Annotated in this window: 15 protein-coding genes; 13 read left to right on the forward strand and 2 right to left on the reverse strand. The window is 60.8% G+C overall.

Features of this window, described 5'->3' with window-relative positions:
* The 5 genes from hpaE to HMPREF2807_RS11295 all read left to right on the forward strand — a co-directional run bounded on the left by hpaE (position 1) and on the right by HMPREF2807_RS11295 (position 5,834).
* On the forward strand, positions 1-1,518 hold the full coding sequence (hpaE, locus tag HMPREF2807_RS11275; RefSeq protein WP_070512973.1) for a 5-carboxymethyl-2-hydroxymuconate semialdehyde dehydrogenase: 1,518 nt from the start codon (positions 1-3) through the stop codon (positions 1,516-1,518).
* 53 nt (positions 1,519-1,571) lie between these two features.
* Entirely contained in the window at positions 1,572-2,648 is a 1,077-nt protein-coding gene (gene hpaD, locus HMPREF2807_RS11280; RefSeq protein WP_070512976.1) for a 3,4-dihydroxyphenylacetate 2,3-dioxygenase, read from the forward strand.
* Positions 2,649-2,781: 133 nt separating this feature from the next.
* Positions 2,782-3,567 carry a 2-oxo-hept-4-ene-1,7-dioate hydratase gene (gene hpaH / locus HMPREF2807_RS11285; protein ID WP_046648741.1) on the forward strand — a complete coding sequence of 262 codons (786 nt, stop codon included), beginning with the start codon at positions 2,782-2,784 and terminating at the stop codon, positions 3,565-3,567.
* Entirely contained in the window at positions 3,552-4,337 is a 786-nt protein-coding gene (locus HMPREF2807_RS11290; protein ID WP_070512979.1) for an HpcH/HpaI aldolase family protein, read from the forward strand. Before hpaH ends, HMPREF2807_RS11290 begins: the two co-directional genes overlap by 16 nt.
* 9 nt (positions 4,338-4,346) lie before the next feature.
* The gene (locus HMPREF2807_RS11295) at positions 4,347-5,834 is read left to right on the forward strand and encodes an NAD-dependent succinate-semialdehyde dehydrogenase (protein WP_070512982.1); all 1,488 of its coding nucleotides are present in this window, start codon (positions 4,347-4,349) and stop codon (positions 5,832-5,834) included.
* Positions 5,835-5,920: 86 nt separating this feature from the next.
* On the opposite strand, the gene HMPREF2807_RS11300 is transcribed toward HMPREF2807_RS11295, so the two are convergent.
* Complete coding sequence (locus HMPREF2807_RS11300) at positions 5,921-6,841, reverse strand: AraC-like ligand-binding domain-containing protein (RefSeq protein ID WP_070512985.1); 921 nt, start codon at positions 6,839-6,841, stop codon at positions 5,921-5,923.
* A gap of 151 nt (positions 6,842-6,992) precedes the next feature.
* Here HMPREF2807_RS11300 and HMPREF2807_RS11305 point away from each other — a divergent pair, with 151 nt between their 5' ends.
* From HMPREF2807_RS11305 to HMPREF2807_RS11315, 3 genes are read left to right on the forward strand one after another with little or no spacing between them, the layout of a single operon-like run.
* Positions 6,993-8,402: an aldehyde dehydrogenase family protein gene (locus tag HMPREF2807_RS11305; RefSeq protein ID WP_070512987.1), complete on the forward strand. Its 1,410-nt coding sequence runs from the start codon at positions 6,993-6,995 to the stop codon at positions 8,400-8,402.
* Positions 8,403-8,432: 30 nt separating this feature from the next.
* Positions 8,433-8,696, forward strand: a complete 264-nt coding sequence (locus HMPREF2807_RS11310) for a hypothetical protein (RefSeq protein WP_070444618.1) — start codon at positions 8,433-8,435, stop codon at positions 8,694-8,696.
* 3 nt (positions 8,697-8,699) lie between these two features.
* Positions 8,700-9,488, forward strand: a complete 789-nt coding sequence (locus tag HMPREF2807_RS11315) for a zeta toxin family protein (RefSeq protein ID WP_070512990.1) — start codon at positions 8,700-8,702, stop codon at positions 9,486-9,488.
* Between the two features lie 169 nt (positions 9,489-9,657).
* On the opposite strand, the gene HMPREF2807_RS14400 is transcribed toward HMPREF2807_RS11315, so the two are convergent.
* Positions 9,658-10,065, reverse strand: coding sequence for an RCC1 domain-containing protein (locus HMPREF2807_RS14400; RefSeq protein ID WP_232745421.1), 408 nt, complete (start codon positions 10,063-10,065; stop codon positions 9,658-9,660).
* A 30-nt stretch (positions 10,066-10,095) separates the two neighbouring features.
* Between HMPREF2807_RS14400 and HMPREF2807_RS11320 the strand changes: the two genes are divergently transcribed.
* From HMPREF2807_RS11320 to erm, 5 genes are all read left to right on the forward strand, one after another.
* On the forward strand, positions 10,096-11,577 hold the full coding sequence (locus HMPREF2807_RS11320; RefSeq protein WP_070512995.1) for an ApeA N-terminal domain 1-containing protein: 1,482 nt from the start codon (positions 10,096-10,098) through the stop codon (positions 11,575-11,577).
* Between the two features lie 349 nt (positions 11,578-11,926).
* Positions 11,927-12,181, forward strand: coding sequence for a nucleotidyltransferase family protein (locus HMPREF2807_RS14250; RefSeq protein ID WP_232745419.1), 255 nt, complete (start codon positions 11,927-11,929; stop codon positions 12,179-12,181).
* Positions 12,102-12,356, forward strand: coding sequence for a HepT-like ribonuclease domain-containing protein (locus HMPREF2807_RS14305; protein ID WP_081636726.1), 255 nt, complete (start codon positions 12,102-12,104; stop codon positions 12,354-12,356). Before HMPREF2807_RS14250 ends, HMPREF2807_RS14305 begins: the two co-directional genes overlap by 80 nt.
* Before the next feature lie 197 nt (positions 12,357-12,553).
* The gene (locus tag HMPREF2807_RS11335; RefSeq protein ID WP_224784272.1) at positions 12,554-12,787 is read left to right on the forward strand and encodes a recombinase family protein; all 234 of its coding nucleotides are present in this window, start codon (positions 12,554-12,556) and stop codon (positions 12,785-12,787) included.
* Between the two features lie 349 nt (positions 12,788-13,136).
* The coding region (gene erm / locus HMPREF2807_RS11340; RefSeq protein ID WP_118853200.1) for a 23S ribosomal RNA methyltransferase Erm at positions 13,137-13,645 on the forward strand (509 nt) is incomplete at its 3' end.

Below are 13,645 nucleotides of genomic sequence, written 5' to 3' on the forward strand. Positions count from 1 at the left end.
ATGGCTATCAACAACGATGCTGCTAAGCCCACCGACCTTCCAGAGAAGATTCTTCACTACATCAACGGTGAGTTTGTCCCGTCGATCGACGGCGATGAATTCGAGGTCTTGGATCCGGTAACCAATAAGACCTACATCAAGGCCGCCTCTGGCAAGCCGGAGGACATTGACAAGGCGGTCGCCGCCGCTAAGGACGCCTTCGAGAACGGCCCATGGTCCAAGGCGCTGCCGCGTGAGCGCGCCCGCGTCCTCAACAAGATCGCCGACATCGTCGAAAGCCGCGCAGACAAGCTCGCTGCTTGGGAATCCTTCGACTCCGGCTTGCCGATCACCCAGGCCAACGGTCAGGCCAAGCGCGCTGCGGAGAATTTCCGCTTCTTCGCTGACCTGATTGTCGCCCAGGCTGACGACGCCTACAAGGTACCGGGCCGCCAGATCAACTACGTCAACCGTAAGCCGATTGGCGTGGCGGGCCTGATTACCCCGTGGAACACCCCGTTCATGCTGGAGTCCTGGAAGCTGGCCCCGGCCATCGCCACCGGTAACTCCGTCGTCCTCAAGCCTGCTGAGTTCACTCCGCTGTCCGCACAGCTGTGGGCGGGCATCTTCGAGGAGGCTGGCCTGCCGAAGGGCGTCTTCAACCTGGTCAACGGCTTCGGCGAGGAAGGCTACGCCGGCGACCCGCTGGTTAAGCACCCGGACGTCCCGCTGATCTCCTTCACCGGTGAATCTCGCACCGGCCAGATCATTTTCGGCAACGCAGCCCCGCACCTCAAGGGCCTGTCGATGGAGCTGGGTGGCAAGTCCCCGGCCATCGTCTTCAGCGATGCCGACCTGGAGACCGCTATCGACGCCTGTATCTTCGGTGTCTTCTCCCTCAACGGTGAGCGTTGCACCGCTGGCTCCCGCATCCTGGTTCAGCGCGATATCTACGATGAGTTCGTGGAGCGCTACGCCGCCCAGGCTAAGCGCGTGAAGGTGGGTCTGCCCTCCGATCCGACCACCGAGGTCGGCGCCCTGGTCCACCCGGAGCACTACGAGAAGGTCACCTCCTACATCGAGATTGGCAAGCAGGAGGCCACCCTGGCCGCCGGCGGCGAGCGCCCGGAAGGCTTCGAGGAAGGCAACTTTGTCCAGCCGACCGTCTTCGTTGACGTCAAGCCGGACGCACGAATCTTCCAGGAAGAGATCTTCGGTCCCGTTGTTGCTATCACCCCGTTCGATACCGACGAAGAGGCACTCGAGCTGGCGAACAACACGAAGTATGGTCTTGCCGCCTATGTGTGGACCTCGGATCTGAAACGTGCCCACAACTTTGCCCAGAACGTTGAGGCCGGCATGGTGTGGCTCAACTCCAATAACGTCCGCGACCTGCGCACCCCCTTCGGCGGCGTGAAGGCTTCCGGCCTGGGCCACGAGGGCGGCTACCGCTCGATCGACTTCTACACCGACCAGCAGGCCGTCCACATCAACCTGGACAAGGTGCACAACCCGGTCTTTGGCAAGCAGGACCAGTAACGTCTGCATGCCCTCTCCACTCCCCCATTACTAATTCACACTAAGGAGCCATCATGGCTGACATTCAGGCCCCCGACATTCTGCGTTGCGCCTACATGGAGATCATCGTTACCGATCTCGCTGCATCCCGTAAGTTCTATGTTGACACCCTCGGTCTCGTCGTGACCGAGGAAAACGAGAACGAAATCTACCTGCGCACCTACGAGGAGTTCATCCACCACAACCTCGTGCTGCGTCAGGGCCCCGTCGCTGCCGTCGCTGCATTCTCCTTCCGCGTTCGTTCGCCGGAGGATCTGGACCTCGCCGAGGAGTTCTACAAGGCGCGTGGTTGCGAGGTTCGCCGTAACAAGGATGGCTTCGTCAAGGGCATCGGTGACTCCGTGCGTGTACAGGATCCGTTGGGATTCCCGTACGAGTTCTTTTACGAGGTTGAGCACCGTGAGCGTCTGGCCTGGGCATACGACGCCCACATCCCTGGTGCGCTCGTTCGCCTCGATCACTTCAACCAGATCACTCCGGACGTTCCTGCCGCAGTGAAGTACATGGAAGAGCTCGGATTCCGCACCACCGAGGACATTCGCGATGAGGAAGGAACCGTTTACGCTGCATGGATGCGCCGTAAGCCGACCGTGCACGACACCGCCATGACCGGTGGCGATGGCCCGCGCATGCACCACATCGCCTTCGCTACCCACGAGAAGCACAACATCATCGCGATTTGTGACAAGTTGGGTGCGCTGCGCGAATCCGACCGCATTGAGCGCGGCCCAGGCCGCCACGGTGTCTCCAACGCGTACTACCTGTACCTGCGTGACCCGGATGGCCACCGCGTGGAGATCTACACCCAGGACTACTACACCGGCGACCCTGATAACCCGGTCGTGACCTGGGATGTTCACGATAACCAGCGCCGTGACTGGTGGGGAACCCCGGTTGTTCCGTCCTGGTACCGTGACGGTTCCACCGTCCTTGACCTGGACGGCAACCCGGTGCCGCTGGTCGCTCGCGAGGACGAGTCCGAACTGGAGGCCACTATTGGTGCGGACGGCTTCTCCTACACCCGTAAGGAAGATTCGGACGAGATGCCGGAGTGGAAGCAGGGCGAGTACAAGCTGGGTAACCAGCTCTAAAACGGCCTAAGCACTCAGGTTGATTAACGTGGTCCCGCGGCGTCGATAATGCGCACATAACGCGGGGCCGCGTTGTCGTTTCACGTGAAACCGCAACGATTAACAACTAACAACATAGTAAGGAGCGAAATACATGCTGGATGAGAAACAGCACATCGCTATCGCAGATGAATTGGCGCAAGCCGAAAAGGACCGTTCAATGGTCCCGCTGCTGACCGCCCGTTTCCCGGAGATGAGCATCGAGGATTCCTACGCGGTGCAGCGCGAGTGGGTGCGCCGCGGCATCGAAGACGGGCGCCGTCTCGTCGGTCGTAAGATTGGCCTGACCTCCAAGGTTATGCAGGAGGCCACGGGAATTACCGAACCGGACTACGGCGCAATCTTTGAAGACCAGGTTTATGAGAACGGCTCCACTATCGAGCACGCGCAGTTCTCCAACGTCCGCATCGAGGTTGAGCTGGCCTTCGTGCTCAAGGAGGAGCTAAAGGGGCCGAATTGCAGCATTTTCGACGTGCTGCGCGCTACTGAGTATGTCGTCCCTGCTCTAGAGATCCTCTCCTCCCGCATTGAGATGGAGGGACGCACCATTGTCGACACCATTTCGGATAACGCAGCCCTCGGCGCCATGATCTACGGCGGCAACCCGGTGGATCCCGCAGACGTCGACCTGCGCTGGGTGTCTGCATTGCTCTACCGCAACGAATCCATCGAAGATACGGGTGTGGCCGCGGCTGTGCTCAACCACCCGGCAATGGGCGTGGCTTGGCTTGCCAACAAGCTTCATGCGCACGGCGATAGCCTTGCCGCCGGCGACATCATCCTGGCCGGTTCCTTCACCAAGCCCATGTGGGTTGAACCGGGCGATACCGTCCATGCAGACTATGGAAAGTTGGGGTCCATCACATGCCGATTCCAGTAAAGCTGCCGCCCACTTTCGCGGACGTCCTAGAAAAGGCCGAGCAGCCGCTCGTTGGCGCCTGGATCTGTTCCGGCTCGGAGGCTGCAGCGGAGATCATCGCCTCGGCTGGCTTTAGCTGGACGCTGATCGACGGCGAACACTCGCCCTATGGCCTCGAAACCATCCTCTCTCTGCTGCGGGCTACCGACGCCTACGGCGTGACGCGCGTGGTCCGCGTGCCAGTAAACAACACGGCACTCATCAAACAGTACCTTGACCTGGGTGTACAAAACTTGATGGTGCCCATGATTGATACCGTCGAGGAAGCCGAGGCTGCCGTAGCAGCCATGCACTACCCTCCCCGCGGCGTGCGCGGCGTGGGCTCGGCGCTGGCCCGCTCCTCACGCTGGAACGGCGTGGAGAACTACCTCGCCAATGCCTCAGATACGGTGAGCCTCACGGTGCAGATTGAGTCTGCGACCGCGGTAGAGAACGTGGAAGAAATCGTGGCTCTTGACGGGGTGGACAACATCTTCGTCGGTCCCTCTGATCTGGCGGCCTCCATGGGGCTGCTGGGTCAGCAGACCCATCCGGATGTGATCGAGGCGGTTAATCACACATTTGAAGCCGTGCGCGCTTCCGGAAAGAAGGTAGGCGTCAACGCTTTCAACCTTGAACAGGCCCAGAAATACATAGCTTCCGGCGCATCATTTGCCCTGGTTGGGGCGGATGTTCAACTTCTTTCGGGTGCGGCACGCCAACTGGCAGACAAATTCCATTTGGGAGGGTAAAAAAGAACCATGAGTGAAAACAACAAGGTCAATATTGACGAGCTGCTGGCCAAGGTTCCGACTGGCTTGCTGATTAACGGTGAGTGGGTAGACGCCTCCGATGGATCCACTTTCGACGTGGAAAACCCGGCAACCGGTGAAGTTATCGCCACCCTTGCCTCCGCTACTTCTGAGGATGCGAAGAAGGCTTTGGACGCCGCCTGCGCCGTGCAGGATGAGTGGGCACGCACGTCCACCCGCGAGCGCTCCAACCTGCTGCGCCGTGCTTTTGACCTGGTGCAGGAGCGCAAGGACGAGTTCGCTGCGCTGATGACCCTGGAGATGGGCAAGCCGCTGGCAGAGTCCTACGGTGAGGTTACTTACGGCGCTGAGTACCTGCGTTGGTTCAGCGAGGAGGCCGTTCGTGACTACGGCCGTACCCTGCCGGCGCCGGAGGGCACCCTGCGCATGGTGACCCGTCGTAAGCCGGTGGGCCCGTGCTTGCTTATCACTCCGTGGAACTTCCCGCTGGCCATGGCTACCCGTAAGATTGCACCGGCCATCGCCGCTGGTTGCACCATGGTGGTGAAGCCGGCCAAGCTGACGCCGCTGACCACCCAGTACTTCGCACAGACCATGATTGATGCTGGCGTTCCGGCTGGCGTGGTCAACGTGGTCTCCGGTAAGTCTGCGTCTGCTATCTCCGAGCCGATCATGGCGGATTCTCGTCTGCGCAAGGTTTCCTTCACCGGCTCCACCCCGGTGGGCAAGACTCTGCTCAAGGCAGCTGCGGACAACGTCCTGCGCACCTCGATGGAGCTGGGCGGCAACGCTCCGTTCATCGTCTTTGAGGACGCCGACATTGACCAGGCCGTCGAGGGCGCAATGGGCGCCAAGATGCGCAACATCGGTGAGGCCTGCACCGCCGCCAACCGCTTCATCGTTCACGAGTCCATCGCTGATGAGTTCGCGGAGAAGTTCGCCAAGCGCATCGGTGAGCTCAAGGTGGGCAACGGCCTCGACGAGGGCGTTACCTGTGGTCCGCTCGTGGAGCAGAAGGCGCTGGATAACATCACCGCGCTTGTCGACGATGCCGTGGCCAAGGGCGCCAAGGCTATCGTCGGTGGCAAGCCGGGTGAGGGCAAGGGTTACTTCTACTCCCCCACTGTTCTGACGAACGTTCCTCGTGATGCCCGCGTGGCACAGGAGGAGATCTTCGGCCCGATTGCTCCGATCCTGACCTTCTCCGATGAGAAGGAAGCAATTGAGATTGCTAACGACACCGAGTACGGATTGGCCTCCTACGTGTTTACCGAGGATTCGGACCGCATGTGGCGCATCGGTGACGGCCTCGAGTTCGGCCTCATGGGCTTCAACGCCGGCGTCATCTCCAACGCCGCTGCCCCATTCGGTGGCGTGAAGCAGTCCGGCATGGGCCGCGAGGGCGGCGCTGAGGGCCTGGACGAGTACACCTCGCTGCAGTACATCGCTATGCGCGACCCGTACGCGAATGCATAAATAGTGCATTAAATTCGCTGATAATGATGCTGGCACCTCCTTTGTGAGAGGTGCCAGCATTGTCTTTTATGCCAAACTTGCCGGTGCTATTCGCTGGCCGCTGCTCGGTACGCACTCGGTGACTTGTGGTACTCCGCCTTGAAGATGCGTGACAGGTGCGAGGGATCGTGCAGGCCATAGCGGGCGCTGATGTGGCTGATCGATTCCTCGGAGTGCCGCGGGTCCACGAGTTCTCTGCGGATGTGCTCTAGGCGCCTCGTTCGGATGTAGCTGCCTACGGAGAGGCCCTGTTCGGAGAACTTGGCGTGGAGGTGGCGTACCGATACGAAGAGTGCTTGGGCGATGGTGCTCGGGCCTAGGTCCGGGTCGCCCAAGTGCTTCTCGATGTAGGCGGTGGCCTGGTTGAACAGGAGTGTGCCTGCAGAGGGTTCGTCGGCGACGTCGGAGGCCAAGACTGACACCAGCATGGTCAGCGCCGAGCGGACTAGGGCCGTGGCATGCGGGCCCTTCAATAGGTCCAGGTTCTTGGCAAGCTGTTCAAAGAGGGGCACGGCCACCGCGCCGAGGCCGTGTGAGCGTGAGATCGGATTCGCGGTGAGGCGTTGGATCTGCGCGGGTGAGATGTCGAGGAAGCTCTGTGGGAAGTGAACAATGAGGGTGTTTTGTTCCTCCGGATAGCGCAGGGTGTAGGGCCGCTGGGTGACGTATAGCGCTAGGTCCCCCGGGCGAAGCTCGCAGGTTCGCCCGTCCTGGCTCATGGTTGAGGAGCCTGTGATCTGCAAACTGAGCTTGCAAAAAGGGACCTCGTCGGTGGAAACCTTGTATCGGTTCACGGTGTGCGGGGAGGTGTGCATGTCGAAGAGGGATATGTCCCCCACCTTCGTGGAGCGCAGCGTGGCGTGAAAGGAAGAGGGGTCTTCGGCGTCCACGTCGAGTTGTCCAAAAGAATCGGATGACGCGGTGCGCCACGACGCGATATCGAAATGTTCAACGGCGGAGGAAGACATAACTGGAATCATATCGTGAGAACTGGCACATTTTTGGACAAATTGTGTGCACTCAGAGTCAAGCCTGTAGATGTGGTGCAGGTAACATCCTAAACAAAAGTAACTTTTGGGCTTTGCTCGCGGGGCCCTCGACTTCCCTGAAGGAGATCTCATGACTCAGTTCGCCACGTACGCTGATCTGCTCAACGCCATCACGGACGAGAATGGACGTGACATCCTCAACCCCGCCACCGGTGAGGTCGTTGGCCGCGCCCCAGAAAACACCGTAGAGGACCTCAACGCTGCAGTTGAGACCGCACGCGCGGCACAAAAGGACTTTGCCAAGCTGAGCGACGAAGAGCGTTGCGAGCTGCTCACCAAGGCTGCGGCTGCGGTGGAGGCCAATGCCGAAGCGCTGGTGGAGCTGCTCTCCCGTGAGCAGGGCAAGCCGCTCAACGGCCCGAACGCCCGCTTCGAGGTCGGCGCCTGCTCTGCGTGGCTGAATGCTACCGCCTCCTTCGAGCACCCCAACTACACGGCCGTCGATGATGACATCACCGCCACCGTCAACTACCGCCCACTCGGCGTCGTTGGAGCTATTGGCCCGTGGAACTGGCCGATGATGATCACCATCTGGCAGATTGCGCCGGCGCTGCGTATGGGCAACGCGGTCGTCGTCAAGCCCTCCGAGTACACCCCGCTTTCCGTACTAGGCCTGCTCAAGGTCGTGAACTCCGTGCTGCCGGAGGGCATCCTGCAGGTCGTCAGCGGTGCCGGTGAGGTTGGTGCGGCGCTGACGACCCACGAGGGCGTCGACAAGATCATGTTCACCGGTTCCACCGCCACCGGCAAGAAGATCGTGGAGGCCAGCGCCGACAACCTCACCCGCCTCACGCTGGAGCTCGGCGGCAACGATGCCGGCATCGTGCTGGACGACGCCGACCCGAAGGAGATCGCCGGCGACCTCTTCTGGGGTGCGTTCATCAACACCGGCCAGACCTGTGCGGCGATGAAGCGCGTGTACGTGCCGGAGTCGCTGTACGACGCCGTCTGCGAAGCCCTCATCGAGGTGGCCAAGGCCTCCCCGATGGGCGTGGGCCTGGAGGAAGAGAACGTGCTCGGCCCGCTGCAGAACAAGCAGCAGTTCGACATCGTTGACAAGCTCGTCAACGCTGCCAAGGACTCGGGTGCCCGCGTGCTGCTGGGCGGCGACCCGGACTACGACGCGCCGGGCTACTTCTACCCCACCACCCTGGTGGCGGATATCGACCCGGATAACCCGCTGGTCGTCGAGGAGCAGTTCGGTCCGGCACTGCCGATTATCAAGTACACCGACCTCGACTGGGCCATCGAGCAGGCCAACAAGCTGGACGTGGGCTTGGGCTCCTCCGTGTGGTCCTCCAACCGCGAGCGCGCTCTGGAAGTTGCTGCTCAGCTGGAGGCTGGCACCACCTGGATCAACAGCCACGGTGCCGTGGATCCGCGTGTGCCTTTCGGCGGTATCAAGTCCTCCGGCTACGGCGTGGAGTTCGGCACCGAGGGCCTCAAGGGCCTGGCGTACCCGCAGATTATCAACGGCTAAAACCGCCGTGGCGCTGCTATTCTTAGCGCCATGAGCACCGCCAAAGTCCCGGAGATCGAGTACGCAGCCTTCGACGCCATGAAGGAGGTTGCGTCCTCGCTGAAAGCTGCCTACCTCACTAGGGCCGCTGAAGCAGGCAACGACGTTGAATCGCAATGGTGGATTCGCCAGAACTGGCTGGTAGAGGACATGGTTGGCGAGGTTGATGCAACTGACATCGAAGCCATCCGATCCGCTGCGGCTCTCTTTGCGCAGCGGCTTGAAGCCCTCTCCTCCGAGCACAAAGCGGCATAGCCTATGCTTTCTGCCGCTGACTTCCCCGTTGATCCGCAGGTTATGGAGCAACGGCTAAAGACTCTGCAAGCCAGCTATTTCGGCCGATCGAATGCTCATGGTCCGGCTGTTCCAGAGGTCATTTATGTGGCGGGGCAGCCAGCGTCAGGCAAATCAACGGCCATTGAATCGGTAAAGAACGGTCACGCGGTCCTTGATTCCGATGAGATTCGGAAGCTGCACCCCGCCCTCGACGAGATTGTGGAGCGCGATCCCTTACGCATGGACGTACTCACCAATGGGCCGGTGCCCTATTGGATGTCCTCGCTGATTGAGTATGGCCGTCAGCACGGGCACTCCCTCATCATTGAGAACACGCTGTCCAACCCGGAATTCATCGCGGGTGAGATAGCCAAGTTTCGGTCTGCGGGTTTCCGCGTGAAGGTCGTGGGCCTGGCGGTGGCGCAGGAGGTCTCCAGGCTGGGCGTGGTCCAGCGCTACCTGGAGGCGCAGCGTGTGAGCCGCTACCCGCGCTGGACCAATGAGGTTTCCCATACGTCGGGCTTTAAAGCCATCGTCCCAGGGCTTCAAGCGATTGCCCCGCTTGTCGACGACCTCGAGATCCGCACCCGCGACGGCCGTACCTTGAGCGGCATCGAGGATATTGAAGCCGAGCGCGCAACCTGGTTCGACTCCCCCGCTGTTCGGGCCGACTGGCTGGCCCGTTTCGACAGCTGTGACTTGAGTGGGCTTGAAGCTGAGAAGCTCACGCAAAACCTCGTGGCTGATGCAGAGCTTATCCGCAAGCTTTAAGGCTGTGCCCGTGGAACTGCGCGCCCGGTAGGCGGTGAGAGCTTCGTGTCAAAGCGGCTGCTGGCGAGCTGGCGGTCTGCGAGGTCTAGCAGGCTGAGGATGTCGTCTGCGTGGAGTTTAGATTCAACGTGTGATCGACCGCCGATTATCGGGCACGCTGGACTTCAGTTCATCTGTGGTCGAGCGGCCCAGGCGTTGACATTGCATTGCTGCTCGGTGTGGTCGCCCGCAGCCCGAGCGAGTGTCTCGCTCCGGCTGCGATCGCTGTGATGCCGGTCCATGACTGGACATCGCACTGGCCTCTGCTGTCGTCGCTGACGGCGACGACGGTGCCGTCTTCGTGTAAGCCGACGGTGTGTAGGTAGCCGGCAAAGACCCCGGACACGTGTGTCCACCGGGCGACGTCGGTCTGCCCTCGCTGATTGTTGCCAGTTGCGAGGGCTGTGCCGTCGCGTCGAACTGCGATTGTGTGCCAGTCGCCGCATCCGATCTCAGTTGACCATGATCTCGCTGTAGATTGTCCTACGTGGGGGGCATGTGGTGGAGTAAAGATTTTCGACCTGACATCTGGCCGCAAGACAGGAAGGAGCCCGGGACCGGGAGTACGATGCCTAATGATCCTCTCAACCTCGACAAGGCCGGCGAGTGGGCTGGCGTGTGGTGGCTGCCGGAAGCCCCTAGCGAGAAGGTCCCGGGTGTCCTACGGTACGACCCGGAAGATGGTCTCTCTCTGTCGCTGATCGGCACCTTCGAGGATCGGATCTTGACGACGGACTCGTCTGGATGGACTGCTGTTCACGAAGGAACCCGCACCTGGGAAGTCATGCACGGTGTGGCCGAGCTCAGGGAGATCACACTGCTTGGCTGTGTTCCTAGGAGCACCAGAAGGACCATGGGTGCGCGAGTGGCGAGCCCTGATAAGCAGACCGTGACCGCGACGGTCGCCATCATCGGCGCGCATGTCAGCGGTGACGCGGATCCGGCGTTCGCTAGGGCAGAAGTCTCAGTCGAGGATCTGAGTCTCTGGGCGGCGTCTTCTGTGTTCGAAGGATCCCTCGGGGCTCCCGACGGCAAGATCGATGGGACCGGGCGTATCTCGGTGAAGCCGGTCGAGGCGCAATCGGTCGTGGTCGACGACACTGAGTATCGCCTTCAGCACACGCACACGCTTCCATTCTTCGACCAGCGCAAGGGAGGAAGCGTCGGACGTATGCGGGACACGGTGTCCATCTGCGTCGTGCCAGCCGAACCATTCTCTCTGAGTGTTGCTCTGCAGGAGGCGAGCCTGGTGCAGGACCTGATCTCCCTGGCGACGCATCGCGCGGCCGGAGTGATCTGGCTCCGACTGGAAGTTGCCGGGACCGAGTCGCACTTCCCTGATGGCCGCCCGCTGCCGCGCCGACGTGCCGATGTGCTCTACTCACCGGCCGCGCTTGGAAAACACGACGCGAAAGTCGTCGATCACCACCGAATGTTCTTCACCTGCGGCTCGATCCCATTTGAGGAGGTCATGCCCCGATGGTGCGAGGCCCATGGCCGCCTGGAGGCAGCGACAAACATGATCTTGGGCTTGCGCTACGCACCGGCCCGTTTTGTTGAGAACAATCTTCTGACGGCAGTCGATGCTGCCGAGGTGTTGCACCGCAACCTCCGCATCGACGAGAAACCGTTCCCCAACGCGGAGTTCAGGGCGATGCGAGAGGCGATGCTGGCGCAGGTTCCCGATGAGCACCGAAACAGGTTCAAGGGGGCGATCCGCAACGACCCGACCCTCCGTGATCGGCTCCATGCCCTCGCCGCGCGACCCGATCAGGAAGCGATCGCACAGCTCTTACCGGATGTCGACCATTGGGCGAAGTGGACGACGCGCGCCCGCAATGACCTCGCGCACGAGGGCAGAACGCCCAACCATTCCATCGAGGAGCTGATCGCCGTCGTCGAGGTGACGACCGCGGTCGTAATCCTCAACGTCTTGCACGAGCTCGGGTTGCCGGCGGAGCGGCAGCGAGAGATCGTGCGGGAGCACCCGCAACTGAGGGCTACGTTCCGTACCGCTGCCGAATGGCTGGTTCCCTCACCAAACCCTTAGGTGCACTGCGATAGCCGCTACTTCGGAACCTCCGTGACGCTGCTGCCCGGTCGTTTAGTGCGAGACGCGTGTAAGCCTGCTCTATCGCTCGTTCGTTGAGTGCGTCATGGCGGGCGGGCGAGACGACCGGCTGTAAGTGGTGGCAGCGCGTCAGTGCCGCCTGGTGCGGCGGTGAGACGGGAGAATGTCGTCGGCCCTTAAGAACGCGGTGGAGTTCCGCTTCAATGTCAAAGCTCCATGTCGACGTGCTGCCGGGCCCGTTTCCCCCGGAAGCATGTCTGAGACCGTCATGACGCCTGAGACGCTTGCCCTACGCGGGATTCTCGTTGCGCGTCTTGACTAGTTCCAGGTGCTCATCGATCGGTACGGCGCGACCAACCCGAAGTTGTTCGGGTCCGTCGCGCGCGGCACCGCGTCTGCAGGATCGGACATCGACATCCTCGTCGGGATGGACCCTGCGGAGGGACGTCTCCTGATGCGTGCGTCTGGTCTGCTCGAGGAGAGTCGCGCTCTGTTCGGGCGCGATGGCATCGACGTGTTTCCTGCCCAGTTGCTCAGGCACCCGGTATCCGCTTCGACGCTCGCCGAGGCGGTGCCGCTGTGAGTCGCAGTCCGGCGAAGCCGTGAACCATCTTCCCGATGAGATCACCGGCGCGCACCCTGAGATCGTCTGGCCTCAGATTCGGGATTTCCGCAACATCCTGGTGCACCAGTATTTCGGCGTCGACATCGACGTGGTCCGCGATATCGTCGATACTCATCTGCCTCCTCTTGCCTAGGCGCTGCGGTGCCACATCTCTGCTAACTGACGGCGCGGCTCCAAAGGTTATTCGGCTACGGAACGTGGTCGAGTTTAAGTTCAATGTTAGCTAAGGGCCTTATTAAAAGCGTTTGGCAACACGCGCTCCTATTTACCTTCGTATCTCGCGAGACGCTGACGTGGATGGCCTCACCATCGACCGGCAGCGTCAGGACTGTGAAGCCATTGCAAAGCAGCGTGGCTTGGACGTTGGACATAGGACATAACTACGTCGATCAGTCCATTTCCGCGTCAAAGAAGAATGTGGCTCGCCCCGACTACGACGCCATGGTGGCATCCTTTGAACGCGGCGAAATCGACGCGATCATCTGCTGGGACCTCGAACTACCCGCCCCACGTCGGTGGGTAGTCCGATCAGTCGGACAAAACTACTCCCGCACCACAGCGTAATAAGGGGTGCACCTTAAAAACATCCGGAGGTGGGGGTAACTCCCCCTCGTTGCCCAGAGACAAAATACGCCAGTGGCGTCTGTACGACGAGCCGAAGGTAGGACAAATTCCAATCCAGAGAGGTCTTGCACTGTTGCGGTGCGGTTGTCTTCTTTCTCACCGTATTGGACCCTGCGAAATTAATTGGATACGATAGGCCCATGTTGATTTCAGGTTCCGTTTTCATGCGGCCGCTCACCAGCCGCTAAGGCGGTTTTCTCCCTCCCGCAGGTTAGAAACCGCTCCGGTCCTTTAGCCGGGCGGCTATTTGTCATGCCCGGCTCCGTTTCAACTCCAAGGAGCACACCTGATGTCTGCATACGGATACGGCCGTCACGAGCATGGCCAAAATTTTCTCACAGACCACAAGATCATCAACTCCATCGTCGATCTTGTGAAACAAACCTCCGGCCCCATCATTGAGATCGGGCCAGGAAGCGGTGCCCTCACTCACCCGATGGCCCACTTGGGGAGGGCGATAACGGCAGTTGAGGTAGACGCAAAACTAGCTGCCAAACTCACAAAAAAGACCGCCTCGGCGGCGGTCGAAGTGGTCCATGATGATTTCCTTAACTTCCGGTTACCCGCCACTCCCTGCGTCATTGTGGGAAACATTCCCTTTCACCTCACCACTGCCATTCTTCGAAAGTTGTTGCATGCGCCGGCATGGACTGACGCTGTACTCCTCATGCAGTGGGAAGTCGCTCGCCGCCGGGCCGGGGTAGGCGCAAGCACGATGATGACGGCTCAGTGGTCCCCATGGTTCACGTTTCACCTTGGTTCCCGAGTACCAAGGTCTGCTTTCCGGCCACAGCCAAA

It is taken from the genome of Corynebacterium sp. HMSC074A09, from assembly GCF_001811545.1.
Classification (GTDB): domain Bacteria; phylum Actinomycetota; class Actinomycetes; order Mycobacteriales; family Mycobacteriaceae; genus Corynebacterium; species Corynebacterium hiratae.